We start from the raw sequence: 25,743 nt of genomic DNA, 5'->3' as shown, positions 1-25,743 counted from the left end.
GTCAGGCTTGTGAGCAACTACGATCTCATCATCCGGAACGGCACGGTTGCGACTGCCGCGGAAGTTTTCCAGGCGGATATCGGCATTAAAGACGGCAAGATTGTCCAGATCGGGCAGAGCCTGTCGGGTGCTGCGCGCCCGATCGACGCCTCGGGCGGATCCGGACATCGCGATCTGGGATCCAGCCATCGAACGGACCATCCGTCATGCGGAACTGCATGATGGCGCAGACTATTCGCTCTACGAGGGGATCGAGATCACCGGCTGGCCGATAACGACAATTGTCGCCGGAAAGCCTGTCGTCGAAAACGGCGTCCAGGTGGGTACCAAGGGCCACGGGCAATATCGGAAAGCCGCGGCGAGACAAATCAACAAGCAGTCAAATCTAACAAGAGCGACATCATGAAACTGAAAATTACAGCAGGGCCATTCATCTTCGACGCTGTCCTGGAAACTGCCAGAGCGCCCAAAACCTGTGAAGCATTCATCAAGCAGATGCCGTTCGACGGTAAAATTGTGCACGTTCGCTGGTCTGGCGAGGGCGTTTGGATCCCGCTTGGCGACCATGATTTCGGCGTCGGTTATGAGAACCATACGAGCCATCCTGCCCCCGGTCATATCATCCTTTACCCGGGAGGCATTAGCGAAACGGAAATCCTGCTTGCCTACGGAGGCGTGGATTTTTCATCGAAAATGGGCCAACTGGCTGGCAATCATTTCATCACAATCACCTCCAATCTCGAGCAACTCGCCGAAATTGGGCGCCTCACGCTGTGGGAAGGCGCGCAATCCATTCGATTTGAGGCAGTATCCTAGAGCATGATGCCGAAAAGTGTGGGCGGTTTTCGGCTGAGATCATGCTCTAACTATATAATTTAGAACAGGATTCAGATTTTAGGCCGACCCGGCCTAAAATCATCCTGTTCTAGGCGCAATAGCGCGAGGCGACAGGGTTGACGCCGGCGTGCCAGGCCTAACGCAGCGGTTGGCACGTTTCCTGCATTCTAGTCTTCGAGATTTCCAAATGGTGGACGAGGCCCGAAATGTCTTTTGATTTTGACTTCGAACTTGCGAAAAGAGCGGCGCAAGAACTACCTCCGTCGCAGAAGCAGCCCAAAACGCGTAAGATGTCTCTTCTACAGAGGCTCATGGCTTCGTCGCCAATTCCTCCTCGTCCGTCTCTCAGCATTCTGCGCACATATAGAGGTGGTGATGCGCAATGACGCTGTGATAGCCCTGTCGAGCAGGTAAGGCGGTGCTATGCCGACGGTTCTATTCCCGTCGAGGCGGCGTCATTTCTACGGATGCGGTGCGTGCGACACTTGACGAACTGTGTCGCCGGGATAGTCCATTGGAACGCGCCTGTTGCCCCGTTCCAATAGGCCGGCAGCCTGCTCCCAACGACTTCAATATCGCGCATCTTCAAGGCCACAGAAAGGGTCTACCGGATTGGTGCCGAGGAAGGGCTTGCGACCGAGCATACAATCAACGACGGCTTCCTGGACGCTGTCCATGGTGGAGTACGCATTGATATAGGCCGGTACACGCGGCGCATCGTAAAGGTGATAGGGGTGCCCAAAGGAGATCATTACTGAGGGAATATTCGTCCAGGGTCGGTACATGGCCTTGAAAAGGCCCCCACCACCCATCCTATGCCAGTCGACGAATATCCGACCTCGCACGAGCAGCGACTCGTCGCCTAGCGCGTAGAGGACGAGGTCGAAGTCGTCGGGGGTCGGCACGATGTCCGGTCGGTCGATCGTGACTTCGAAACCTTCCTTCCGCAACAGCGCGGGTAGCAAGAATTCCAGTGGCTGCGGCATGAGCGGATGAATGATGCCGCCGTCGACGAGCAGCACACGCTTTGTCTTCGCCGGATCGAGCGGAAAGATACCATTGACGTCCTTCACAAGCGTGGGCGAGCGGCCGATGTATTCCCTGGATGCAGCGACATTGTCTGGATGCGCAAGCAGATGGCGCGCTTCAGCCGCATCGGGGAGGACATCTGACGGTTGAAAAAGTTTGAGATGCGCCTTGAGCGCCAGCACGCGAAGAACCGCTTCCTCAAGTCGTTCCGGAGTAATTTTCCCATCTTCGACGGCAGCCTTGACCGCTGCCATATCCTCTTCAGGTTCATCGCTGAACAGGATCATGTCGCAGCCATTCGCGATGATATCAGGCAGCGTATCGAGGTGGTGGCCCCAGGCGGACAGCCCTCCCATGGGTGTCGCGTCAGAGACGATGATGCCATTGAAGGCGAGTTCGTCTCGGAGAAGATCAATGTTCAGCAACCGGGAAACCGAGGCCGGTCGGAAAGCTTCAAGCCCGGCATCTGGCATCTTCGATCGAATGTAGGCCGGAAGGGAAATGTGCCCGCTCATTATTGCCAACACGCCTTCGGTGATCAACGTTCCATAGAGCCGACCGAAGGTTTCCTTCCACTCGTCCATGGAAAGCGGATTGGTCGTCGTAACGAGGTGCTGATCGCGGTCGTCGTATCCCTCGCCCGGCCAGTGCTTTGCGGTGGCGGCAACACCATTTCGTTGGAGACCGTGAACATGGGCAACCGCGTGCCGCTCAATCTTGTTGACATCGGAGCCATATGACCGTGTACCGACAATCGGCGATCGGAACGCGGCATTTATGTCGATGACTGGCGTGAAGGACCAGCGCACGCCCATCGCGCGGCCCTCGCGCGCCAAGATTTCCGAACTTTTCTCGGTCGCCTGAACGTCGTCGACGGCGGCAAGGCCGAGTTGGCCCAGCACCGGAGTGCCGAAAGCGAAGGAATGACGGCTGCCTTCGAGGTCTGCGCTGATAATGGGCGGGACTTTGCTCTTGGCCACGAGGTCAGAGATGACCCGCCGCTCGAACTCGAGGTCAGCCGTGAAGAAGCGCGTTACGCCGCCCGGCCTTAGTGAAGCAATGCGTTTGAAATCCTCCTCATCCGTCCCGATCATGATCAAGGTGAAGAGTTGGCCGATCTTGTCATCGAGATCGAGCGAGGCATAGACGTCCCGGATCCAGGATATCGCCGCGTCGTCGAGGTTGAACGGCGCTTTGCGAAGCTCGTCGTAGATCGTCATAAGTTCCCCCGTTGATCAACGCTCTGCGGATAGCCCGTGTGAATATGCACGCTATCCCGTCATAAGCCAGCGCGGTGATGTCAGGTTAAGTTCGTCGGGAACATTTTGGATATCTCGTGCCGCGTCGAAATAGCGAAACGCCACACTGTCGTCTTCTTGATTTCGCTGTCCTCCAGCGCCCGCGTCACCGGCACCTCATAAACCGCGCAGAATTCCAGCCGATCCCGAGGCAGGTAACTGCGTCCGGGATCACCGACCAGCACCCTCTTGCCGTCGGCTGCGAGCTTTGCGAACCAGGGAACGAGCGCATCGGCGAACGCGCGATCGTAGAAGACGTCGCCGGCAAGCACGACATCCGCATCGACCGCCTGCCCGATCAGATCGGCGCCGGTAAATCCGAGCGAAACGCGATTGGCCTCGGCATTCAGCCGGACTGCTGCCTCCGCCCAGGGATCGATATCGCTAGCCATGACCTCCCGGGCGCCGGCCATCACAGCCGCAATGCCGACAAGGCCGGAACCGCTGGCGAAATCCAGCACGCGCTTGCCGCGCACCGTCTCGGGATGATCGAGAACATAGCGCGCCAGTCCCTGGCCGCCCGCCCAGGCAAAAGCCCAGAAGGGCGGCGGCAGGCCGATCGCTTCCAGCTCCTCCTCCGTCTTCAACCAGAGCTCATGCGCCTCGCTTGCCAGATGGAGCGAAATCTCCGGCACATGCGGCGGTGGCATCAGGCTGGTATTGGCGCGGATGAAAGCTTGCGGATCGGTCTTCAACGCGGCGGATTGTCCAGTCCGCCCATGCGGCAGACTTCGAGATATTCCTCCTCGGTCACCGGCTGCACCGAAAGCCGCATCGAGGTGACGAGCGCCATCTTGGCGAGCTTCTCGCTCGCCTTGACATCCTTCAGCGTCACCGGCTTCGGCACGTCCATGACGGCGCGGATATCGACGCAATCCCACTTCGGATCGCCCTTGGCGGAAGAATCGGGATGCGACAGGGCGCAGACTTCGACGATGCCGACGATCTCCAGCCCGTCATTGGAATGATAGAAGAAGCCTTTGTCGCCGATCTGCATCGCCCGCATGTTGTTGCGCGCCAGATAGTTGCGGACGCCAGTCCATTCTGTGCCCTTTTCGCCGGCAGCCTTCTGCTGCTCCCAGGACCAGGATGCGGGTTCGGATTTATAGAGCCAATGCGCCATGCTCACGCCTCCGGTTTGTTGAAGACCCAGTTGTAGGCCTTGACGTCGACGCTTTCGAATAGTCCGGCCTTGGCATAGGGATCGGCATCGGCAAGCGAACGCGCCGCCTCTTTCGATTCCGCTTCGACGATGATCAGGCTGCCGCAGGGCTTGCCGTCGTCATCGAGAAACGGGCCGGCGATCTTCAGCGTGCCCTCGGCATTCAGCTTGTTCAGATATTCGATATGCGTCGGACGCGTATCCATGCGCACGTTCAGATGTCCCGGTTTGTCCTTGCAGAGAAGGGCGAAAAGCATGTCTGTCTCCTATTCGGTGGTGATCGGACGCGTCATCAGCTGCTCTATCGCCTCTGATATATCGAGCTTGCCGTCGATGATGGCGGAAATGGCATCGGTGATCGGCATGCTGACCTTCAATTCCGCCGCAAGCCGCGAGGCGACGGAGGCGGCAAACGCGCCTTCCACCAGCGCACCCTGCAGGGGGTCGGTCTTTTCGCCGCGCCCGAGCGCGATGCCGAAGCGCAGGTTTCGCGATTGATGGCTCGTTGCCGTCAGCACCAGATCGCCGAGGCCGGAAAGCCCGCGCACCGTGTCCGCCTGGCCGCCCTTGGCGACGACGAAACGCGACATTTCCGCAAGCCCGCGCGCAATCAGCGCCGCGCGCGCGGAATCGCCGATGCCACGGCCTTCGACGATGCCGCAGGCGATCGCCAGCACATTCTTCAGCGCGCCGCCGAGCTGCACGCCGATCCGGTCGTTGGAAGCGTAGAGCCGGAAGGTCCGCCCGGAAATCGCCTGAGCGAGCCGCTCCGCAATTTCCATGTCGGCTGCAGCAATCGCCATCGCCGTCGGCAGGCCCTTGGCGATATCAGCGGCAAAACCCGGACCGGAGAGCACGGCGACGGAATGGTCCGTCAGTTCCCGTTCCAGCATGTCGGTCAGAAGATTGCCGGTCGCCCGTTCGATACCCTTAGCACAGGTGACGACGACAGCATCCTTGGAAAGATAAGGTCCGTATTGCCGCGCCGCATCGGCCTGGGCCTGCGACGGCATTGCAAACAGCACGATGGAGGCACCAGTGATCGCATCCGCCTCGGCGGAAAATTCCAGCGTATCGGGCAGGAGAATGCCGGGCAGCACCGCATCATGCAGCCGTTCGGCCTTCAGATCGGCAATCAGGGACGGATCGCGCCCGACGAGTTTTACGGCGCTGCGGCCGGCAAGCGCGATGACCGCGGCAAGCGCCGTGCCGAAAGCCCCCGATCCAACGACGGCGATGTTTTCGCTCATGCCTTGGCCCCTCGTTTTCCGAAACCGATCAGCGTTTCCGCATTGGAATCGAGCGGCCAGCGCGAGCGTGGCTGCACGTCGAGCGCATCCGGTGCGGCGCCGGTCGCCATCCGCTCCAGTCCCGCCCAGGCGATCATCACGGCATTGTCGGTGCAGAGCCTGAGCGGCGGCGCGACGAAGCGGAAGCCATTCTTGTCGCACAGCGCCTGCAGCGTGCCGCGCAGTTCGAGATTGGCGGCGACACCGCCGGCAACGACGAGCGCCGGCTTTTCGCCAGTCGCTGGGAATGTCGCTGGAAATTCCGTCTTGAATCGCTGCAGGCCACGGCCGATACGGTCCTTCAGCGTCCGCGAAACCGCCTTCTGGAACGAGGCGCAGATATCCGCGACGTCCTGATCGCTAAGCGGCGCGATATCCTGCGCCGCCTGCCGCACCGCCGTCTTCAGGCCGGAGAAGGAAAAGTCGAGCCTTGCCTCGCCGACCAGCGGCCGCGGAAAGTCGAAGCGATCGGGATTGCCGGCCTGCGCCATCCGCTCCACCGCCGGGCCGCCGGGATAGGGCAGGCCGAGCAGCTTTGCCGTCTTGTCGAAGGCTTCGCCGAGCGCATCGTCGATCGTCGTGCCCCAGCGTTCGTATTGCCCGACACCACGCACCAGGATGAGCTGGGTATGGCCGCCGGAGACGAGCAGCATCAGATAGGGAAAGGACAGCCCGTCCGTCAGCCGCGCCGTCAACGCATGGCCCTCGAGATGGTTGATCGCATAGAGCGGCTTGCCGGCGGCTCTGGCGATCGCCTTCCCGGTCATCAACCCCACCAGCAGCCCGCCGATCAGCCCCGGCCCCGACGTGGCGGCGATGGCGTCGACATCATCGAGCGACACATTGGCGCGCTTCAGCGCTTCCTCGATCAGCTCGGCCAGCGCTTCGACATGGGCGCGTGCGGCAATCTCTGGCACCACGCCGCCATAGGCGCTATGTTCGTCGAGCTGGGAAAGCACCACGTCCGACAGCACGTTGGAATGCCCCTCCGCATCGCGCTCGACGACCGCGGCGGCGGTCTCGTCGCAGCTCGTTTCGATGCCAAGGATGCGCAGAAAGGGAACCATGAAACCTGTTCGTTGATTGCGATGGGATGGAAACCCGTTTACGAGAACTCCGGTAACAACGGAATAGAACGGATGCAAACAAAACCTTTCCGGATCGGCACGCGAGGCAGCCCGCTGGCGCTTGCCCAGGCGCATGAAGCCCGCGACAGGCTGATGGCGGCGCATCATCTGCCCGAGGACATGTTCGAGATCGTCGTGCTGACGACCAAGGGCGACCGCATCACCGACCGGTCGCTGGCCGAGATCGGCGGCAAGGGCCTGTTCACCGAGGAGCTCGAACAGAAGCTTACCGCCGGCGAGCTCGATTTCGCCGTGCATTCCGCCAAGGATATGGCGACGAAGCTGCCCGAGGGGCTTTATCTCTCCGCCTATCTGCCGCGCGAAGATATCCGCGACGCCGTCATCGGCCGCACCGCACGCAAACTGATCGACCTGCCGCATGGCGCCACTGTCGGTTCCTCATCGCTCCGCCGCCAGGCGCTGATCCGCCGGATGCGGCCGGATATCAATGTCATCACCTTCCGCGGCCTGGTGGAAACGCGCCTGCGCAAGCTCGAAGAAGGCGAGGTGGATGCGACCCTGCTGGCGCTTGCCGGCCTGAAACGCCTCGGCAAGGTCGACGTGCTGACCGATATCCTCGATCCCGACACCTTCCCGCCGGCGCCGGCGCAGGGAGCGATCTGCATTGAAAGCCGCATCGGCGATGCCAGGGTCGACGATCTGCTGGCGCCGGTCAACGACGCGCCGACTTTCGACACCGTCTCCTGCGAACGCGCCTTCCTCGCCGCACTCGACGGCTCCTGCCGCACGCCGATCGGCGGTTATGCCGTCTGCGAAGGCGACCTGATCCGGTTCTCCGGCCTCATCATCACACCCGACGGCCGCAGCCAGCATGCGGTGACGACCGACGGCCACCGCCGCGATGCGGCAGCACTCGGCACCCGCGCCGGCCAGGACGTGCGTGCCAGGGCCGGCAGCGCCTTTTTCGACGACTGGCACTGAAGCGGCCATGCGCGTGCTCGTCACCCGCTCCGCGCATTCGGCAACTAGAACCGCACAACGTCTGCGCGATATGGGCCACGAGCCGCTACTGCTGCCGCTGCGTCAGCCGCTGCACGACGGCAATGCCGCCGCAGATGCGCTTGCAACCACCAGCGGCGCAATCGCGGTGACCAGCGCCGAAGCCATCAGGGTCCTCTCCGCGCTCGGCGAGCAACTTCACCCGCATCTTGCCCGTCCGCTTTTTGCGGTCGGCGAAACGACGGCGCAAGAGGCGCGCAGCCTCGGCTTCCGATCGGTCGCCTCATCCCAGGGCAACGGCCGTGATCTCGCCGATCTCGTCGCGGCGCGGGGCGCCGACGGGTTGCTCTATCTTGCCGGCACACCGCGCGCCGAGACTTTTGAAGGAAGATTGCGAGAACTAGGCATCCGTTTTTCCATCGCCGAATGCTACCGCATGCAGCCGATCGTTCCCGGCCCGGCCGAGATCGAAGCGATTTTCTCAAGGTCTCCTCCTGACGCCATTCTCTTCTATTCCCGGCAGACGGCGGAGGATTTCTTTCGCGTGCCGGACCTGCGATCGGCCCTGCCGGAACACAGTGCAGTCCGCCTTCTCTGCCTCAGCGAAGCGGTGGCGCAAGCCATCCCGACGGCTCTGAAAAAAAGCAGCGAGATTTCACCGATGGCGGATGAGAAAAGTCTTCTGTCGCTGCTTTGAAGGCTCTAACCGCCCAAATTTGATCTAACCTCTTCCCTTAACTGGCATCACTGTCTAGTTTCGTTGCAATGCAGGATAAAGAGGACCTCATGGTATCGGGAAACCCGCCACGCCATTCGAAGAGCGCCGACGAACCGGTCACGATCGACCTCGATGCACAGGAATTCGCCGCTGCAGCCGATACCGAAAAACCGGTAGACAATGAAACCGGCGATGCCGACAGCACCACCGCCGATGTCGGCCTGGCGCCCGAAACCGAGACTGCGTCGCATGCCGAACATGAAGAGAAGCCTGTGATGGATGCGCCGGAGGAGGAACCGGCAGCTCCAGAACCTTCCTTCACCCCTCCTCCTGAACAGCCCGCGCCGAAGAGCGCCGGCACCTCCGGCCTCATTGCCGCCGGCATCTTCGGCGGCCTCGTGGCGCTGCTTGGCGCCGGCGCCATCCAGTATGCGGGTTACCTCCCGGGCTCCTCCGCGCCGCAGACGACCTCGCCGGAGACAGCCGATCTTGCCGGTGAGATCGACGGCCTGAAACAGGCCGTCGCCAACCTTGCCGCCAATCCGGTGAGCACAGATGACGGCGAGCTTGCGAAACGCGTCGCTGTGCTGGAAACGGCTGCAAAGGCTCCCGCGGCCGTCGCGCCGGCCGATTCTGTCAATGTCGATGCACTCAACCAGAAGATTGCAGAACTGACCGGTCAGGTCGACCAGCTGCGCTCGACGCTTGCCCAGTCTTCCGAGCAGCAGACGACGAACGGCGCCGATATCGCCAAGCGCCTCGAAGAGGCCGAAAAGAAGCTGAACGAGCCGCGCGAGGACGTCGCCGTTGCCCGGGCGATCGCCGCTGCCGCCCTGAAGGCGGCGATCGATCGCGGTGGCCCGTTCCTGGCCGAACTCGACACCTTCGCCGGCGTCGCGCCTGACGATCCAGCCGTCGCCGACCTTAGAGCCTTTGCCGAGACCGGCATTCCCTCACGCACCGAGCTGGTGGGCGAGGTTCCCGATGTCGCCACCGCGATCGTCGAAGCCGTCAACCAGCCGGATCCGAACCAGAGCTGGTCGGACCGGCTGATGTCGAGCGCCAAGTCGCTGGTGACCGTTCGTCCCGTCGGCAATATCGAGGGTGAAAGCGTCGAAGCCATCGCCGCCCGCATGGAGGAAAAGGTGAAGAACGGCGACCTGCCAGGCGCCTCCGCCGAATGGAACAGCCTGCCCGCCCTCGGCAAACAGGCCTCCGCCGCCTTCAAGCAATCGCTCGAAGCGCGCATCCGCGTCGAGGAACTGGTCGGCGGGGCGCTGTCGAAAGCGGTCTCCGGCACCGGCAAGGAGGAGTAAGAACATGCTGATCCGCCTTGTCGTCTTCGCCCTCTTCGTGCTGCTTCTTGCCTATGGCTTTTCCTGGCTCGCCGATCGTCCCGGTGACCTCTCGCTGATCTGGGAGGGCCAGATCTACCAGACGAAGCTGATCGTCGCCGCCAGCGCAATCATCGCCCTCGTCGCCGCCGTGATGATCGCCTGGTGGTTCGTCCGCCTGGTCTGGACCTCGCCGCATTCGGTGACGCGTTATTTTCGCGCCCGCAAGCGGGACCGCGGGTATCAGGCGCTGTCGACCGGCCTGATCGCCGCCGGCGCCGGCAATGCGCTGCTTGCCCGCAAGATGGCCGCCCGCTCACGTGGCCTCATCCGCGCCGATCAGGAACCGCTGATCAACCTGCTCGAGGCCCAGGCCGCCCTGATCGAAGGTCGCCATGATGAGGCGCGCGCCAAGTTCGAGGCCATGGCCAACGATCCCGAGACGCGCGAACTCGGCCTGCGCGGCCTCTATCTGGAAGCCCGCCGTCTCGGGGCCAACGAGGCGGCCCGCCAATATGCCGAAAAGGCTGCCGACAACGCGCCATATCTTCCCTGGGCCGCACAGGCGACGCTCGAATATCGCAGCCAGGCCGGCCACTGGGACGATGCGATCCGCCTGCTCGAACAGCAGAAGGCCGCCCGCGTCGTCGAAAAGGCCGAAGCCAACCGTTTGCACGCCGTGCTCCTGACGGCGCGCGCCGGCGAGAAGCTGGAAAGCAACCCGACGGGTGCCCGCGACGACGCTCTGCAGGCGCTGAAACTTGCCGCCGATTTCATTCCGGCGGCCCTCATCGCCGCAAAGGCGCTGTTTCGCGAAGGTGGCGTCCGCAAGGCCGCCTCGATCCTCGAACAGACATGGAAATCGGCCCCTCATCCCGAGATCGGCCAAGCCTATGTCAGGGCCCGCAGCGGCGATTCCACGCTCGACCGGCTGAAGCGTGCCGAACGGCTGGAAGGACAGCGACCGAACAACGTCGAATCCCTTCTCGTCGTCGCCCAGGCAGCCCTCGACGCGCAGGAATTCGCCAAGGCTCGCGCCAAAGCGGAAGCAGCGGCGCGCATGCAGCCGCGTGAAGCCGCCTACCTGCTCTTGGCCGACATCGAAGAAGCCGAGACCGGAGACCAGGGCCGCGTGCGCCATTGGCTGGCCCAGGCGCTCAAGGCGCCGCGCGATCCGGCCTGGGTGGCAGACGGCTCCGTGTCGGACAAGTGGCTGCCGGTATCGCCAGTGACCGGCCGTCTCGACGCCTTCGAATGGAAGGCGCCCTTCGGCCAGATCGAGGGTGCGCTCGAAGACGGTCCGGCCCCGGCCTCGATCGAAACGGCTTTGAAGACATTGCCGCCGCTGCGTGACGTCAGGCCGGAAAGCCCGGTCAACGACCATCGCATCATTGAGCTGGAACGCGCCGCGACGATTGCCGAGGCCGTGCGCCCCACGCCGGCACCGAGATCGGCAAAACCGAAACCCGTCGAACCGGTCGTGAGCGATAAAGCGCCGGCGCCAAGCGAGGCGAAACCTTTCTTTGGCGGACTGCCGGATGATCCCGGCGTTCGCGATCCCAGGGTGGAACCGGAACCCAAGACACGGCTCCGCCTTTTTTGAAATGGAACGAAAACCGCATGTTCGAACGCTTTCAGGCATTTTTCCAGAAGCTCACCGCCGACAACCCGAAGAAAGGCTTCGCCCCTGATGATCCGCGCATCACGGTGGCAGCGCTCTGCATGCAGGTCATGGAGGCCGACGGCCAGATCAAAGCCAGCGAGAAGAAGCGACTGCGCAAGCTCCTGAAGGAGCAGTATGCGCTCGACGGCAAGCAGCTCGATGCTCTGATGGCCGCCGGCCTCGAGGCAGAAAGCTCCGCCGTCGACTATTATCGCTTTACCGCCGACCTGAAGCGCCATCTCAATACCGAGCAACGGCTGGAGCTGATCGGCATCCTCTGGGACATCGTCTATGCCGATGGCGAGCGCAGCGAAATGGAAGACCATGTGATCTGGCGTATCGCCGATCTGCTCGGCGTCTCCTCACGCGAGCGCATCCAGAAGCGGCAGGAGGCCGCCGCCAGGGTGACAGATGTCCAGGTTGCGCAAGATGATGCCGACTGAGCAAAACTTAAACCGCGACGGCCGCCCGATCCTCATCGTCCTGCACCAGGAGCGGTCGAGCCCCGGCCGTGTCGGCCAATTGCTTGTCGAAAAGGGCTACCGTCTCGATATCCGTCGCCCGGTTCTGGGCCAGCCGCTTCCGACAACACTTGAAGACCATGCCGGCGCCGTCGTCTTCGGCGGGCCGATGAGCGCCAATGATCCCGATGACTTCGTCAAGAAGGAGATCGACTGGATTGACGTTCCGCTGCGGGAAAAACGCCCCTATCTCGGCATCTGCCTCGGCGCGCAGATGCTGGTCCGTCATCTCGGCGGCAAGGTGCAGTCGAATGCCGACGGCTCGACGGAGATCGGCTGGTATCCGCTGCACCCGACCGAGAAGGGCCGCCTGCTGATGCACTGGCCGAAGATGGTCTATCATTTCCACCGCGAGGGCTTCGAGCTGCCGCGCGGCGCCGACCTGCTGGCCGAAGGCGATGCCTATCCGAACCAGGCCTTCCGTTACGACGGCAACGCCTGGGGCCTACAGTTCCATGCCGAACTGACCCGGGTGATGATGCATCGCTGGGTCGTGCATGGTGCCCATCGTTTCATCCTGCCGAACGCCCAGCAGGGCCGCGAACATCTCGAAGGCCGCATGCTCTTCGACGCGCCGCTGAAAGCCTGGCTGACCGAATTTCTCGACATCGTCTTCGAAGGAAAGACAGCAAAGGCGACGTCTTCTATCGCCCTTCGCGCTTAATCCTTAAATCGATTGCGCTGGGGTAGGCGCGTCGAGCGTGTCGATCCGGCGCAGTTTGGGGAAACTCGACGCCCAGATCGCCGCCACGACAAGCGTCCCGACCCCGCCGATGACGACCGCCGGCACCGCGCCGAAGATCGCCGCCATCGTGCCCGCCCTGAATTCCCCGAGTTCGTTCGAAGCGCCGACGAAGACCATATTGACCGCATTGACGCGGCCGCGCAGCTGATCCGGCGTCCAGAGCGCAATCAGGCTCTCGCGCACATAGACCGACACCATGTCGGCCGCTCCCATCAGCGCCAGCGCAGCGATCGAGACCTCGGTGTTGGTCGATATGCCGAAGATGATCGTTCCGATGCCGAACAGGGCAACGCCGATGAACATGTAGATGCCGGCGCGATGTCTGAGCGGATAGGCGGCAAGAAAGATCGCCATGACGATGGCGCCAAGTCCCGGTGCGGCGCGCAGCAGTCCGAGGCCCCAGGGACCGAGGGTGAGGATATCGCGTGCGAAGATCGGCATCAGCGCCGTGGCCCCGCCGAGCAGCACGGCGAAGAGATCGAGCGAGATCGCCCCGAGCACCACCTTTTCGGTGCGGATGAAACTGAAGCCGCCGAGGATCATCGCCCAGCTCTTGGTCTCGCCCGTCGTCTTCTGCACCGGTTTCGGGATCATGTAGAGAAGGGCGGCACCGAGCACGGAAAAGATCACCGCCACCGTATAGGCAGTCGGCGCACTGACACCGTAGAGCAGGCCGCCGAACACCGGCCCGGTGATTGCCGCGAGCTGCCAGGACGACGAATTCCAGGCGATCGCATTGGAGAGTGCCTCCTCCGGCACCAGATTGGGCGCCAGCGACTGCACTGCCGGCGACATGAAGGCGCGCTCGATGCCGAAGATCAAAAGCACCGCGAAGACAGGCAGCGGCGTGAAGCTTCCCATCAAAGTCATGACGAGCAGCGCCAGCGTGCAGAGCGCGCTCACCAGCGAGCAGAGGGAGGCGATCGCCCGGCGATTGTACCGGTCGGCCACCGAACCGGTGACGAGGATGAGCAGCAGCGACGGCAGGAACTGCACGAGACCGATCAAGCCGAGATAGATCGCACTGCCCGTCTGGTCGTACATCTGCCAGCCGACCGCGACGCTGACGATCTGCTGCGAGAAGGAAAGCAGGAAGCGCGCGAAGAAGAACCGCGTGTAGGACGAATGCCGGAACGCGGCAAAACGGTCTCCGGTGGGCGAAAACGACATGGATGTTTTCCGAGGAGACGGGCGCCGGAAGAGCTGCAAAGCCGCCCGTTAAACATGATTCACCGTGCGTTTCCACACGGCACTTGCCCGTTTAGTCGCCAATGTCTACATGTCTGTCAACAACGAATTGGAGACGATGATGTTTGCGCTGTTTCAAACCATTGATTTGGCTTTGAATATTTACACCTGGATCCTGATTGCCAGTGCCATTTTTTCCTGGCTCTATGCTTTTAATGTTATCAATTCCAGCAATCAGTTCGTCAATTCGGTCGGCACATTCCTCTATAATGTCACCGAACCGGTGCTGAAGCCGATCCGCCGCCTGCTGCCGAACCTTGGCGGCATCGATATTTCGCCGATCATCCTGCTGCTGATCATCTTCTTCCTGCGCACCCTGCTTTGGACCACGCTGTACCCGCTGGTCGCTTGAGCCGTCCCTGGAGCCTTTTCGATGACCATCTGCGCCTCGCCGTCCGGTTGACGCCGAATGGCGGGCGTGATGCTCTCGACGGCGTTGAGGCTGACGGCGAGGGCGAAGCTTTCCTGAAGGCACGCGTCACTGCCGTGCCCGAGAAAGGCAAGGCCAACAAGGCGCTCATCCTTTTGATCGCAAGATCCCTGCGCATTCCCAAATCCAGCGTCAACCTCATCTCGGGCAAGACCACGCGCAAAAAAATCCTCCGGATCGACGGCGATCCGGAGGATTTGGTAAAAAAGCTCGAGATATTTTTAGGCTGAGCGATCAGCCTTTCTTCTTGGCCCGCTCGACGGCTTCGAGGATGAGTTCGCCTGCTTCCTTGGAGTCGCCCCAGCCGAAAATCTTCACCCACTTGCCGGGTTCCAGATCCTTGTAGTGCTCGAAGAAATGCTCGATCTGCTTCAGCGTGATCTCGGGAAGATCGGTGTAGTCCTTCACCTTCTCATAGCGCAGCGTCAGCTTCGGCGACGGCACGGCGATGATCTTCTCGTCCTTGCCGGAATTGTCTTCCATCTTCAGGACGCCGATCGGGCGCACATTGATGACGCAGCCGGGAACCAGCGGGCGGGTGCTGGCGATCAGCACGTCGATCGGGTCGCCATCTTCCGACAGCGTATGCGGCACGAAACCATAATTGCCCGGATAGGTCATCGGCGTATAGAGGAAACGGTCGACCACCAGCGTGCCGGCTTCCTTGTCCATCTCATACTTGATGGGATGACCGCCGACCGGAACCTCGACGATAACGTTGACGTCCTCAGGTGGATTATTACCGATTGAAATGGCGTCGATGCGCATAAGAAACTCCCGCGAGGTTGAATGTGCTGGCAGCCAGATAATCAGTTTCATGTGGCAACGCAACATCGCACAGCGCCAATGCTTGACTGCACTGGCCCGCATTCACATCAAAAGTTTCCAATAGGAGATAGGCGAACGCCGACTCCAGTACCGCACGTCTATTCAGACGCCGAGGGCACTGTGGCACCTTGAATGGCCGTTCAGCTCCAGATGAAGCCGATCTTCTTCAATTGCCTGTGGTCGAAACTTTCCATGCCTTCGCAGAAATCGACGCCGCCATGATTGCGGTAGAAGTGGCTGGCGGTCTCGTTATCCTCGAGGCACCAGACGACCAGCCCGTTGCAGCCGAGCGACTTCAAGAGCCGGCGCGCCTCGCCGAACAGCATCCTGCCAAGGCCGATGCCCTGATACTCAGGCCGAAGATAAAGCTCGTAAATCTCGCCTTCCTGCGGCAGAGCGCGGGCGCGATTGAGGCCGAGCGTCGCGTAGCCGGCGACTGTCCCGGCAACATCGAGAACCAGCAGCGTCGCCGGTCCGCGCGTTGCCTTGCGCCACCAGCTTTCGCCGCGCCGCTCGATCATCTGCGTCAGTGCGCGATGCGGAATGATGCCTGCATAGGTGTGTTGCCAGGCAAGCCTATGTGTTTCCGATATGGCTCGGGCATCTTGCGGCTCGGCCCGCCGGACATCGATCGACAACGTCTTCATAACGTTTACTCTGGTCCCGCCGAAGGCAACTAACCATATGCACAGAGGCATTGTGATCGATTGCCCACAGACTTGATATGTGGACGACGATCAAAAGTTAACGCTTTTTTAACGATTGTCACAAGACGGAATCGACGCGGCGCACAATAAAAAACCCCGGCGCGAAGGCCGGGGTTTTTAAGGATTTCTCTCCAGCGCCGCGCCTCTTTTCGAGAGACCCAAGACGCTGCAGCACTTTGAATGGCGCTCAGAGAGCCGCCTTCGTCTTTTCGAAACGCTTGCGATCGTTTGCGTCGAGATACATCTTGCGCAGACGAATATTCTTCGGTGTCACTTCCATCAGCTCGTCATCCTGGATCCAGGAGAGCGCGCGATCAAGCGTCATGCGGATCGGCGGCGTCAGCTTCACCGCTTCGTCCTTGCCGGCGGCGCGGATGTTGGTGAGCTGCTTGCCCTTCAGGACGTTGACTTCAAGGTCGTTGTCGCGCGAATGGATGCCGATGATCATGCCGGCATAGACCTTTTCGCCCGGCTCGATGATCATCGGGCCACGATCTTCCAAATTGAACATCGCATAGGCGACGGCTTCGCCGGGGGCGTTGGCGAGCAGCACGCCGTTGACGCGGCCACCGATCACACCCTTGTAGGGCTGGTAGTCGTGGAACAGGCGGTTCATGATCGCCGTACCGCGCGTATCCGTCAGCAGCTCCGACTGGTAGCCGATCAAGCCACGGGTCGGCGCGTAGAAACGCAGGCGGAGACGGTTACCGCCCGACGGACGCAGCTCGACCATTTCGGCCTTGCGCTCGGACATCTTCTGCACGACGACACCGGAATGTTCTTCGTCGACGTCGACGACGACTTCTTCGACCGGCTCCAGAAGCTGGCCGCTTTCATCCTTGTGCATCACGACGCGCGGACGCGACACAGCAAGCTCGAAGCCTTCGCGACGCATGGTTTCGATGAGAACGGCGAGCTGAAGTTCGCCGCGGCCGGACACGTAGAACGAATCCTTGCCTTCGGCTTCTTCGATCTTCAGGGCGACGTTGCCTTCCGCTTCCTTGAAGAGACGGTCGCGGATGACGCGGCTCGTCACCTTGTCGCCTTCGGTGCCGGCCAGCGGGCTATCATTGACGATGAAGGACATGGTGACGGTCGGCGGATCGATCGGCTGCGCCGGCAGCGGTATTGTGATCGAAGGATCGCAGAAGGTGTCGGCGACCGTGCCCTTGGAAAGGCCGGCGATCGCGATAATATCGCCCTGATGCGCTTCGTCGATTGCCGTGCGCTCGATGCCGCGGAAGGCGAGGATCTTGGAAATACGGCCGGTTTCGATCGTCTTGCCATCGGCGTGGAGAACCTTCACGGCCTGGTTCGGCTTGATGGAACCGGAATTGATACGGCCGGTGATGATGCGGCCGAGGAAGGGGTTGGCTTCGAGGATCGTGCCGATCATCGTGAACGGACCTTCGTGGACGGTCGGCTCCGGAACATGCTTGAGCACCAGGTCGAGAAGCGGCGTAAGACCCTGATCCTTCGGACCTTCCGGATTGACGTTCATCCAGCCGTCGCGGCCGGAACCGTAGAGGATTGGGAAGTCGAGCTGCTCGTCGGTCGCGTCGAGATTGGCGAAAAGATCGAAGACTTCGTTGATGACTTCTTCGTGGCGTCCATCAGGACGGTCGATCTTGTTGATCGCGACAATCGGACGAAGACCGACCTTCAACGCCTTGGAGACAACGAACTTGGTCTGCGGCATCGGGCCTTCAGAGGAGTCGACGAGAACGATCGCGCCATCCACCATCGAGAGAATGCGCTCGACTTCACCGCCAAAGTCGGCGTGGCCGGGGGTGTCGACGATGTTGATGCGGACACCCTTCCATTCCACCGAGGTCGCCTTGGCGAGAATGGTGATGCCGCGTTCTTTTTCGAGATCGTTTGAGTCCATCACGCGTTCAGCGACACGCTGATTTTCGCGGAACGAGCCGGACTGCTTGAGAAGCTCATCCACCAGGGTCGTTTTGCCATGGTCAACGTGCGCGATGATCGCGATATTGCGAAGTGACATATGTGAAATCTCTGAGGCTGGGGCGCACGCTCTAGAGGACGCGCCTATTAGTTTGGGGCGTCCATACAGTTTTTTTTGCGTTTGCGAAAGGGGGGAACGCGCAAAAGCTGCGGCAAGGCTGTCGCCCCGCCGCATCATAGCGTGTCATCAAATTGTCTTAGGCGTCGCTGCCTGTCAATTCCTCGAAGGTCGAAAGTCCCTTTTTGACGAGCATCGCATCCGGGCTCGGCAGCTTGCCGCGGAAGGCCCTGTACGCGTCTTCCGGATCGACCGAACCGCCGACGGAATAGATATTGTCCTTGAGCTTGCGCGCCATCTCGCTGTTGAAGGCGTCTCCCGTCTCCTCGAAGGCGGCAAAGGCGTCGGCGTCGAGCACCTCCGACCACATGTAGGAGTAATAGCCGGCCGAATAGCCGCCGGAAAAGATGTGCTGGAAGTGCGGCGTCGCATGGCGCATGACGATCGATTTCGGCATGCCGATCTCGGCCAGCACCTCGCCCTGCACCGCCATCGGGTCCTCGACGGTCGTTCTCGTGTGAAACGCCATGTCGACCAGCGCCGACGAGGTGAACTCGACGGTATTGAAGCCGGCATTGAAGGTGCGGGCGGCAAGCACCTTGTCGAGCAAGGCCTGCGGCATCGGCTCGCCGGTTTCGACATGCACGGCATAACGCTTCAGAATATCGGGCACCGTCAGCCAGTGCTCATAGAGCTGCGACGGCAGCTCGACGAAATCGCGCGAAACGCCGGTGCCCGCAACCGAGGGATAGGTGACGTTCGAAAGCATGCCGTGCAGCGCATGGCCGAATTCGTGGAACAGCGTGCGGGCATCGTCGAGCGACAGCAGCGCCGGCTTGCCTTCAGCCGGCTTGGCGAAGTTGCAGACATTATAGATGATCGGCAATTCGCCGTGGCGGCCGTTCTTCAGCTCCAGCCTGTGCTGCGATTGCAGCGAGCTCATCCAGGCGCCTGATCGTTTCGAACTGCGGGCGAAATAATCGCCGAGGAACAGGGCGACGAGCTTGTCTTCGCGGTCCCTGATTTCGAACACCCGGACATCCGGGTGATAGGCGGCCACGCCCTTCTTCTCGACGGCCCGGACGCCGAACAGCCGGCCGGCGACGTCGAAGCACGCTTCGATAATCTTCTCGAGCTGCAGGTAGGGCTTTAGTTCGGTTTCGGAGAAATCGAACTTCCGCGCCCGGATCTTTTCGGCATAGTGGCGCCAGTCCCAGGGCATGACCTCGTGGTTCCGGCCCTCCTCAGCAATCAACGCCGCGATATCGGTCTCCTCCTCGCCGGCGCGTTTCACCGCTCGCGCCCAGACAGCCCTCAGCAGGCCGTTCACCGCATCCGACGTCTTCGCCATCGTATTGTCGAGCTTCAGCTCGGCGAAATTGCCGTAGCCGAGCAGCGTCGCCACCTGATGGCGCAGTGCCAAAGTTTCGCGGATGACGGCGCGGTTGTCCGTCTCCCCGTCATTTTCGCCGCGCGCCACCCACGCCTTGAAAGCCTGCTCGCGCAGATCGCGGCGCTCCGAAAAGGTGAGGAACGGCTCGATGATCGAGCGTGACAGCGTCACGGCATATTTGCCCTCCTCGCCGCGTTCGCGCGCTGCCGCCGCCATCGCGTCGCGAAGGAATTCCGGCAGGCCCTCGAGCTCGGCGCTGTCGGAAAGGACCAGTGCCCAGGCCTTTTCGTCGGCCAGCACGTTCTGGCCGAATTGCGTCCCGAGGCCGGCAAGCTTTTCATTGATCGCGGCGAGTTTTTCCTGCTCGGCCTTTTCAAGCTTGGCGCCCGATTTGACGAAGCCTTTCCAGTGGCGCTCCAGCACGCGTGTCTGTTCGAGCGTCAGGTTAAGCGTCTCGCGGTTCTCCCAGAGCGTGTCGATGCGGGCAAAAAGCGCTGCATTCATCCCGATCTTCGAATAGTGGCGCGACATCTTCGGCGAGATTTCCCGCTCCAGCGCCTGGATCACATCATTGGTATGCGCGCCTGCCTTGTTCCAGAACAGCGCCGAGACACGCGACAGCGCATCGCCGGCAATCTCCAGCGCCACGACCGTATTGTCGAATGTCGGCGCATCGCCGTTTCCGGCGATCTCGTCGATCTCCCTTTCATGCGCGGCAAGAGCGGCTTCGAAGGCGGCGGCAAAATCACCGTCATCCAGGGCATCGAAACGCGGCAAGCCGTGAAGACCGTCCCAGGTCACCAGCGCCGGATTGAAATCATGTGGAGAAGGCATCGGAGAATTCCTTTTGGCATGCAGATGGATCGTCAATATAGGAGAGCCGTCATAGAATTGGTATGTTGCCGGGAAGGACCTTTTGCCTCGCCTGCCAAATCTGGCGGGCGCCTGCCAAATCTGGTGGACAACAATTGATACGTGAAAATTAACCAATCGTTAACGATTGACGCGAATCACGCGCAAGCGCTAGTTTCCAGGTGATCTTCTTGTAAGGGGACATGCGCCATGGAAATTTTTTCTGTGCGGTCTTCTCAGAGTTTGCTTTTTAAAAACAATCCTAATAACGCAAAAAGTTCGAAGACCTCTGATATTCAAATCGAGACCAGAGCTCCCGCCCCGGCCTCGTTCCAGATCGAAGACGATGTTGGCGAAGGCCCGGATTTCACCGCGGTCAGCCCTGGAGAACTGCGCAATTACGCACGCCAAGGTTTCGACAGTGGCCTGATCGATCAAAGCACCTACGCCGCGATCTCCGAACCGCTGCCGATGCATGCGATCGATCCGCTCGGCAATATCATCGATCTCTCCAGCGTCACCGACGGCACCAGCTTCAATTTCCTCGACTATTACAAGAATCAGCTGCAGATCGCCATGTCGATCGGCGATCCCAATGAGGTCCAGACGCTGAAATCGATCGTCAATTTCCTGGATGGCTGATCGGAGCATGATGCCGAAAATCTAGGTCAGGCTTTGCGCCAGCCGAGCAGGCCGGGCGTTGCGTGCCAGAGCGCCTGGGCGGCAAATCCCATGAAAAGCACGCCGGAGCAGCGCACGATCAATCGCTCATGGGCACGATAGAAGCGCCGCACCGTACCGGCGCCGATGATGCCGATCAGGATGATGTCGGCAGTAACGAAACCGACGAATGACACGACAAGCAGCACCGGCAACGCCTCGAAATCGAGCGCGCCGGCCGAGCCTGCAACCAGTGCGGTGAAGGTGGCGAGCGCCACCGGATAACCCTTCGGATTGGTGACGCCGAAGATCAGACCGCGGCGAAACGGTCGCTCGACCACCACCAGCGCCTGTCCCTCCGCTTTCGGCTTGGCATTGACGGCGCTCCAGCCGATCCAGGCGAGGTAGAAGCCGCAGGCAAGGCCGAGCAGGTCGAAGACCAAGGTTCCGATCGTCTTTGCGCCGACGATCGCGATCAGCGCCAGCGACGACCAGATGAGGTCCCCGACCAGATGCCCCATCATGAAGAAGGCGCCGGCCTTGCGGCCCTGCCCGGCGCCAATGCCGAGCAGTTGCAGGAAGGCGGGGCCTGGAATGAGCACGTAGAAGAGGGCCGCCAGAAAGGCGCCGAAGAGCAAAGACTGCGTCATGGAAATGCTCCGGAGGATGATGACAGCAGACTAAGCGATCACGGCCGTCCGTCAAGGGTGGTGCACTGCCACGAAGAGTGGGATTAGGTAGCAAACGCTACCGGAGGCGGCTTTCGACCCGAGGCGGACATCTGTTCGTTGTTGAAGGATGCGGCTGCCGCGATGATCTACAAAGCGACGGGCAATCTTCGAGCAATCCAGATCCTGCTCGGACATACCAAGATCGAGAACACGGTTCAGGTATCTTGGTGTGGACATCGAGGATGCGTTGGAACTAGCGGAGCATACAGAGATTTGACAGAGTGCGGGGCCGTGCCTCTTAGGGAAAACGTTTCCGGTTTTAGCAGTTCGATTGAGCGGCTATGCGCCAAAGCGGGCATCGGCTTCTGCAGGCGTGCGTGCCAATTTTCCGGCTGGGTGACGGGTCTTCGTTGCTGGGCTGTATCCGTCAGAACCACTCGCCTTCGATGGTTCAAGCCCTCATCCGGGGGGTTTTGGCAAACACACTAAGACCGAGCCATTCCTGCATGTCGCGCGCGAGGACCCTGTCCCCTTCAAGTTTCAGCGTTTCTGCATCGGTTTCCTGACGTATGGTCGTGAGGCCCATCCAAATTGCGGTCATCGAACGGAGCGACCCTTCAACGAGAAGGTCTACATCATAGCCCGGATCGAAGTTGCAGAGATCGACTTTTCCGTTTTCGACCACAAGCCACCATCTCTTTTGCGCGGCCGAAAGTTCCGGGTACAGAAACTGTATCGTACAACGGTGGGTCGGAAGTCTTCTTGTATCGAGGCTCCGCCGCATGTCCCACATGAGCAGAGAAGGGTCGAGATTCTTCAAGGAAAGTCGCGATTCCATCCACCGTTGAGCCCAATTTCCGAGACCTATGATCAGAGGTCTCAATTCTTCGCCCGCTGCCGTGAGTTGGTAATCGGTAATGCCGTTCGCACTCCTTGTCACCGTGATGACGCCCGATTGTTCCAGTTCTTTCAGTCGTTTTGATAGGAGTGCCGGAGACATTTTTGGTAGACCGCGACGCAACTCATTAAAGCGCGTCGATCCGCAAAGGAATTCGCGGACGACCAAGGTCGTCCACCGCGAGCAGAGGATTTCCGACGCCATTGATACTGGACAGAATTGCCCGTAGCCGTCACGCTCTACCATAAGGACCTCCACCGGTCTGGATCAGGCACAATATTGCAAAACAACCGGTCCGCCAAATGCTCCTTGCCTGGCCATACGGCGGCGGCGTTCAGTACAGTTCGTGTACTAGCCGCAATTGTGAAACGAGCGCAGAGTTTCAATCCTCACGAGATAGGAGGCATTGATATGCTCGGGCTTACAGAACCAAAACAGAACATTGCCGGCGGTCGGACCATTGTCGAACTAACCAATTCGGTCCTGCCCACCATCGCGCAACGCGCCGCATCGATCGACGAGAGCAACACCTTCGTCAGCGAGAATTACGCGCTTCTAAAGGAATCTGGACTCGTGCGAGCAGGCGTTCCAATCGAATTGGGCGGGCTGGGCGCGGAAGTGCCCGAACTTTCTGAGATGCTCAAATCCATTGCTCGTGCATGTGGGTCCACTGCGCTTGCCTTTTCCATGCATACCCATCAAGTCGCCATCCCCGCCTGGCGCTGGCGGCATCAAAAGGTGGCCGCGGTGGAGCCGCTCCTGAGACGTGTTGCATCGGAGCAAATCATATTGCTCTCGAGCGGCGGATCGGACTGGATCGGCGGATCGGGCAAGGCCATGAAAGTTGATGGCGGATACCGGATCACCGCGCGCAAACGCTTCACTTCCGGCGCGGCGGCAGGAAACATCCTGATGACCGGTGCCGTTTATGAAGAACAGGACGGCGCGCGCTCCGTCATTCATTTCGGCGTTCCCATGGCATCGCCAGAGGTTTCGATAGAGGATACGTGGCGAACACTTGGAATGAGGGGAACCGGGTCAAACGATATCATCATCGAAAACCTCTTCGTGCCGGATGCGAGTGTCGCATTTTCCAGAAGCGCGGGGCAATGGCATCCGGTATTTCAAGTCATCGGCATGATCGCGTTTCCTCTGATCTACGCGGTCTATCTTGGCGTCGCCGAGAGCGCCCGCGACATCGCAGTCAAGATGGTCCGTAGCAAGGCCAACAGCGATCATGTGATCGGGTTGGTCGGGCGTATGGAAACGTCTCTGAGGGCCGCACAGATCGCGCATCGCTGGATGTTAGAGGTAGTTGCTCGAAACGAACCGTCCGCGGAAACCGTCAACGAGGTTATGATCGGCCGTTCCTTGGTCGCACGGCACGCTATCGAGGTGACGGAGCTTGCAATGGAGGTCGCAGGCGGCGCGGCATTCTATCGAGAGAACGGGCTGGAGCGCTGCTTCCGCGACATACAGGGCGCTCGCTATCATCCGATGCAGCCCGGAGCCCAGGCGCAATACGCGGGTTCATTCGCGCTCGGACTTCCCACCGAGAAGATTTTCTAGCGCCTGGCGCAACGACGAACTCCGCGGAATCATAGGCTAGGTGGGTAGTTTGACGTCCAGATTTCGAATGGATGAGCCCCGCCAGCAGGGACGACAGAGCAACCTCTTGTGCGCTTTGGGCCGATATGCGACCTCGACCACGGCAGCAATGCGCCTCTTCTCGGTCATAGAGGCAATTGTTGCCGCTCCCCGAAAGCGGCCATAGCATTGGTTTGACGAGACGACATCTGTGCGCCATGTGTGGACGTCGGCTCTCGTCGGCTTAATCGACTTGGGACGAAGGCGATCAAAAACGAACACATGGTTCCAGTTCAGCACATGGCTCCAGTTCATCGTCGACGGGCGAAAGCAGCTTTTTCTTTCTAAGCTGAGGTAGTCCGGACAACGCGGAGCAGCGGTACTGTGCCTTGGCCGTTGGACCACAGCCCCAAGCTGCCATCAACAACACTTGAACGTCTGTCAGAATTGCAAAAAGTGTGCATAATTGACAAATGAGAACAATCAGTTGTTGATACTGATCGCGAAGAGGTTGGGAGCCCTCTTCTTCAACTTAGCAGACTACCAGGAAATGCAGGGAGAATTCGACAACAATCCAGGGAGGAAGAACAATGAACAAAAAGGCAGTATCGCGTCGAGAGTTGCTGGGAGCATCTACGCTCGTTGGAGTAACCGCAGTTGGGGCTCTTGCCGCCCCGGCCGTGCTGGCCCAGGCACCCACCGTCATTAAAATGCAAACATCCTGGCCCGCGTCGGACATCTGGATGGATTTTGCCCGCCAGTACGTCGAACGGGTCGAACGAATGTCCGGCGGACGCCTGAAGTTCGAACTAATGCCTGCCGGTACGGTCGTCGGCGCGTTTCAGGTGCTCGACGGCGTCAACGATGGCGTGATCGACGCAGCCCACACCGTTCCCGTCTATTGGTACGGAAAGCACAAGGCAGCTTCCCTCTTCGGTACCGGGCCGGTATTTGGCGGCAGCGCAACCACCATGCTCGGATGGTTCCATCAAGGTGGCGGCAAGGATCTCTACCGAGAACTCACCCAGGACATCATGGGGCTGAACCTTTACGGCTTCTATGGCTTCCCGATGCCCGCGCAGCCGTTCGGCTGGTTCAAGAACCAGGTCGCGACCGTGAACGACGTCAACGGCCTCAAATATCGTACGGTCGGGCTCGCCGCCGATCTCATGCAGAATATGGGCATGAGCGTCGCTCAACTTCCGGGCGGCGAGATCGTGCCGGCAATGGAGCGAGGTGTCATCGACGCCTTCGAGTTCAACAATCCCTCCTCTGACATACGGTTTGGTTCGCAGGATGTCGCCAAGAACTACATGCTGTCGTCCTACCATCAAGCGAGCGAATCTTTCGAGTTCCTCTTCAACAAGGATGTGTTTGACGACCTTCCCGACGATCTGCAGGCGATCCTGGAATATGGCGTGGAGGCAGCAAGCACGGCGAATACAGCGTCCGCGATGGACAACTATTCAAGCGACCTTCGAAAACTCCAGGCCGAACATGGCGTGACCGTGCACCGTACTCCAAAGGAAATTCTGGATGCGCAACTGAAGGCCTGGGATGAGATCATCCCCACGCTTGAAGCGGATGCGTTCATGAAGAAGGTGCTCGACAGTCAGCGGCAGTGGGTGGAGAGGGTCGTGTACTACGAATTGATGAACTCCGCCGATCTCGCACTCGCCTATGAGCACTATTTCCCTGGAAAATTGAACCTCGGAAAATAGATGGTGAAGGCCCGGTATTTCCGGGCCTCGTCCCTCATC

Annotated in this window: 26 protein-coding genes and 2 pseudogenes; 15 read left to right on the top strand and 13 right to left on the bottom strand. The window is 60.5% G+C overall.

The window, feature by feature from the left end; genetic code table 11:
* The first annotated feature begins 9 nt into the window (after nt 1-9).
* The 3 genes and pseudogenes from FFM53_RS37020 (at nt 10) to FFM53_RS14580 (ending at nt 816) form a co-directional block, all read left to right on the top strand.
* Nucleotides 10-222: a hypothetical protein gene (locus FFM53_RS37020; protein WP_425504942.1), complete on the top strand. Its 213-nt coding sequence runs from the start codon at nt 10-12 to the stop codon at nt 220-222.
* Nucleotides 155-406, top strand: a pseudogene (locus FFM53_RS14585) (hypothetical protein); the annotation flags it as partial. The gene FFM53_RS37020 and the pseudogene FFM53_RS14585, both read left to right, overlap by 68 nt.
* Entirely contained in the window at nt 403-816 is a 414-nt protein-coding gene (locus FFM53_RS14580; RefSeq protein WP_138331806.1) for a DUF3830 family protein, read from the top strand. The pseudogene FFM53_RS14585 and the gene FFM53_RS14580, both read left to right, overlap by 4 nt.
* A 590-nt stretch (nt 817-1,406) precedes the next feature.
* Here FFM53_RS14580 and FFM53_RS14575 read toward each other — a convergent pair.
* The 6 genes from FFM53_RS14575 to tsaD all read right to left on the bottom strand — a co-directional run bounded on the left by FFM53_RS14575 (nt 1,407) and on the right by tsaD (nt 6,682).
* Complete coding sequence (locus tag FFM53_RS14575; protein ID WP_138389468.1) at nt 1,407-3,086, bottom strand: glycoside hydrolase family 3 protein; 1,680 nt, start codon at nt 3,084-3,086, stop codon at nt 1,407-1,409.
* 80 nt (nt 3,087-3,166) lie between these two features.
* Nucleotides 3,167-3,859 (bottom strand): class I SAM-dependent methyltransferase, encoded by a 693-nt coding sequence (locus FFM53_RS14570; RefSeq protein ID WP_138331807.1) that lies wholly within the window; start codon nt 3,857-3,859, stop codon nt 3,167-3,169.
* On the bottom strand, nt 3,856-4,287 hold the full coding sequence (locus tag FFM53_RS14565) for an EVE domain-containing protein (RefSeq protein WP_003543603.1): 432 nt from the start codon (nt 4,285-4,287) through the stop codon (nt 3,856-3,858). The genes FFM53_RS14570 and FFM53_RS14565 overlap by 4 nt, the downstream gene beginning before the upstream one ends.
* Before the next feature lie 2 nt (nt 4,288-4,289).
* The gene (locus tag FFM53_RS14560; RefSeq protein ID WP_138331809.1) at nt 4,290-4,583 is read right to left on the bottom strand and encodes a YciI-like protein; all 294 of its coding nucleotides are present in this window, start codon (nt 4,581-4,583) and stop codon (nt 4,290-4,292) included.
* A 9-nt stretch (nt 4,584-4,592) separates the two neighbouring features.
* Nucleotides 4,593-5,576: an NAD(P)H-dependent glycerol-3-phosphate dehydrogenase gene (locus tag FFM53_RS14555; RefSeq protein WP_138389467.1), complete on the bottom strand. Its 984-nt coding sequence runs from the start codon at nt 5,574-5,576 to the stop codon at nt 4,593-4,595.
* Nucleotides 5,573-6,682: a tRNA (adenosine(37)-N6)-threonylcarbamoyltransferase complex transferase subunit TsaD gene (tsaD, locus tag FFM53_RS14550; RefSeq protein ID WP_138389466.1), complete on the bottom strand. Its 1,110-nt coding sequence runs from the start codon at nt 6,680-6,682 to the stop codon at nt 5,573-5,575. The genes FFM53_RS14555 and tsaD overlap by 4 nt, the downstream gene beginning before the upstream one ends.
* Before the next feature lie 72 nt (nt 6,683-6,754).
* On the opposite strand from tsaD, the gene hemC reads away from it, so the two are divergent.
* The 6 genes from hemC (at nt 6,755) to FFM53_RS14520 (ending at nt 12,602) form a co-directional block, all read left to right on the top strand.
* On the top strand, nt 6,755-7,684 hold the full coding sequence (gene hemC / locus FFM53_RS14545; protein WP_138389465.1) for a hydroxymethylbilane synthase: 930 nt from the start codon (nt 6,755-6,757) through the stop codon (nt 7,682-7,684).
* Between the two features lie 7 nt (nt 7,685-7,691).
* Nucleotides 7,692-8,399, top strand: coding sequence for a uroporphyrinogen-III synthase (locus FFM53_RS14540; RefSeq protein ID WP_138389464.1), 708 nt, complete (start codon nt 7,692-7,694; stop codon nt 8,397-8,399).
* Nucleotides 8,400-8,467: 68 nt separating this feature from the next.
* Nucleotides 8,468-9,736 carry a COG4223 family protein gene (locus FFM53_RS14535; RefSeq protein WP_173883586.1) on the top strand — a complete coding sequence of 423 codons (1,269 nt, stop codon included), beginning with the start codon at nt 8,468-8,470 and terminating at the stop codon, nt 9,734-9,736.
* Between the two features lie 4 nt (nt 9,737-9,740).
* Complete coding sequence (locus FFM53_RS14530) at nt 9,741-11,357, top strand: heme biosynthesis protein HemY (protein ID WP_138389462.1); 1,617 nt, start codon at nt 9,741-9,743, stop codon at nt 11,355-11,357.
* Between the two features lie 17 nt (nt 11,358-11,374).
* Nucleotides 11,375-11,860, top strand: coding sequence for a tellurite resistance TerB family protein (locus FFM53_RS14525; RefSeq protein ID WP_017962409.1), 486 nt, complete (start codon nt 11,375-11,377; stop codon nt 11,858-11,860).
* A complete protein-coding gene (locus FFM53_RS14520; protein ID WP_138389461.1) occupies nt 11,829-12,602 on the top strand; it encodes a glutamine amidotransferase in 774 nt (257 codons plus the stop codon). The genes FFM53_RS14525 and FFM53_RS14520 overlap by 32 nt, the downstream gene beginning before the upstream one ends.
* Before the next feature lie 3 nt (nt 12,603-12,605).
* Here the strand turns inward: FFM53_RS14520 and FFM53_RS14515 are convergent, their stop codons facing one another.
* Nucleotides 12,606-13,853, bottom strand: coding sequence for an MFS transporter (locus FFM53_RS14515; protein ID WP_138389460.1), 1,248 nt, complete (start codon nt 13,851-13,853; stop codon nt 12,606-12,608).
* Nucleotides 13,854-13,992: 139 nt separating this feature from the next.
* Here FFM53_RS14515 and FFM53_RS14510 point away from each other — a divergent pair, with 139 nt between their 5' ends.
* On the top strand, nt 13,993-14,283 hold the full coding sequence (locus FFM53_RS14510; protein ID WP_018448228.1) for a YggT family protein: 291 nt from the start codon (nt 13,993-13,995) through the stop codon (nt 14,281-14,283).
* Nucleotides 14,280-14,591: a DUF167 domain-containing protein gene (locus tag FFM53_RS14505; RefSeq protein ID WP_138389459.1), complete on the top strand. Its 312-nt coding sequence runs from the start codon at nt 14,280-14,282 to the stop codon at nt 14,589-14,591. Before FFM53_RS14510 ends, FFM53_RS14505 begins: the two co-directional genes overlap by 4 nt.
* A 4-nt stretch (nt 14,592-14,595) precedes the next feature.
* Here the strand turns inward: FFM53_RS14505 and ppa are convergent, their stop codons facing one another.
* The 4 genes from ppa to FFM53_RS14485 form a co-directional block, all read right to left on the bottom strand.
* Complete coding sequence (gene ppa / locus FFM53_RS14500) at nt 14,596-15,129, bottom strand: inorganic diphosphatase (protein ID WP_011653868.1); 534 nt, start codon at nt 15,127-15,129, stop codon at nt 14,596-14,598.
* Nucleotides 15,130-15,329: 200 nt separating this feature from the next.
* A complete protein-coding gene (locus FFM53_RS14495) occupies nt 15,330-15,836 on the bottom strand; it encodes a GNAT family N-acetyltransferase (RefSeq protein ID WP_003543622.1) in 507 nt (168 codons plus the stop codon).
* Between the two features lie 247 nt (nt 15,837-16,083).
* A complete protein-coding gene (gene typA / locus FFM53_RS14490; protein ID WP_113546755.1) occupies nt 16,084-17,904 on the bottom strand; it encodes a translational GTPase TypA in 1,821 nt (606 codons plus the stop codon).
* 157 nt (nt 17,905-18,061) lie between these two features.
* A complete protein-coding gene (locus FFM53_RS14485) occupies nt 18,062-20,149 on the bottom strand; it encodes a M3 family metallopeptidase (RefSeq protein WP_138389458.1) in 2,088 nt (695 codons plus the stop codon).
* Between the two features lie 228 nt (nt 20,150-20,377).
* Here FFM53_RS14485 and FFM53_RS14480 point away from each other — a divergent pair, with 228 nt between their 5' ends.
* Nucleotides 20,378-20,809: a hypothetical protein gene (locus FFM53_RS14480; protein WP_138331819.1), complete on the top strand. Its 432-nt coding sequence runs from the start codon at nt 20,378-20,380 to the stop codon at nt 20,807-20,809.
* A 26-nt stretch (nt 20,810-20,835) separates the two neighbouring features.
* Here the strand turns inward: FFM53_RS14480 and FFM53_RS14475 are convergent, their stop codons facing one another.
* Nucleotides 20,836-21,477: a LysE family translocator gene (locus tag FFM53_RS14475; RefSeq protein ID WP_003543626.1), complete on the bottom strand. Its 642-nt coding sequence runs from the start codon at nt 21,475-21,477 to the stop codon at nt 20,836-20,838.
* A 156-nt stretch (nt 21,478-21,633) separates the two neighbouring features.
* On the opposite strand from FFM53_RS14475, the pseudogene FFM53_RS36320 reads away from it, so the two are divergent.
* Nucleotides 21,634-21,775 (top strand): annotated as a pseudogene (locus FFM53_RS36320) (integrase); the annotation flags it as partial.
* 174 nt (nt 21,776-21,949) lie between these two features.
* Here the strand turns inward: FFM53_RS36320 and FFM53_RS14470 are convergent.
* Nucleotides 21,950-22,642 (bottom strand): winged helix-turn-helix transcriptional regulator, encoded by a 693-nt coding sequence (locus FFM53_RS14470; protein ID WP_138331820.1) that lies wholly within the window; start codon nt 22,640-22,642, stop codon nt 21,950-21,952.
* 165 nt (nt 22,643-22,807) lie between these two features.
* On the opposite strand from FFM53_RS14470, the gene FFM53_RS14465 reads away from it, so the two are divergent.
* Both FFM53_RS14465 and FFM53_RS14460 read left to right on the top strand, forming a co-directional pair.
* A complete protein-coding gene (locus tag FFM53_RS14465; RefSeq protein WP_138389457.1) occupies nt 22,808-23,965 on the top strand; it encodes an acyl-CoA dehydrogenase family protein in 1,158 nt (385 codons plus the stop codon).
* 608 nt (nt 23,966-24,573) lie between these two features.
* On the top strand, nt 24,574-25,704 hold the full coding sequence (locus FFM53_RS14460; RefSeq protein ID WP_138331822.1) for a TRAP transporter substrate-binding protein: 1,131 nt from the start codon (nt 24,574-24,576) through the stop codon (nt 25,702-25,704).
* Nucleotides 25,705-25,743: the final 39 nt, after the last annotated feature.

Source organism: Rhizobium indicum (genome assembly GCF_005862305.2).
GTDB classification, from domain to species: domain Bacteria; phylum Pseudomonadota; class Alphaproteobacteria; order Rhizobiales; family Rhizobiaceae; genus Rhizobium; species Rhizobium indicum.
The sequence above is the reverse complement of the archived record's forward strand: the minus strand, read 5'-3'. Positions and strand labels throughout refer to the sequence as shown.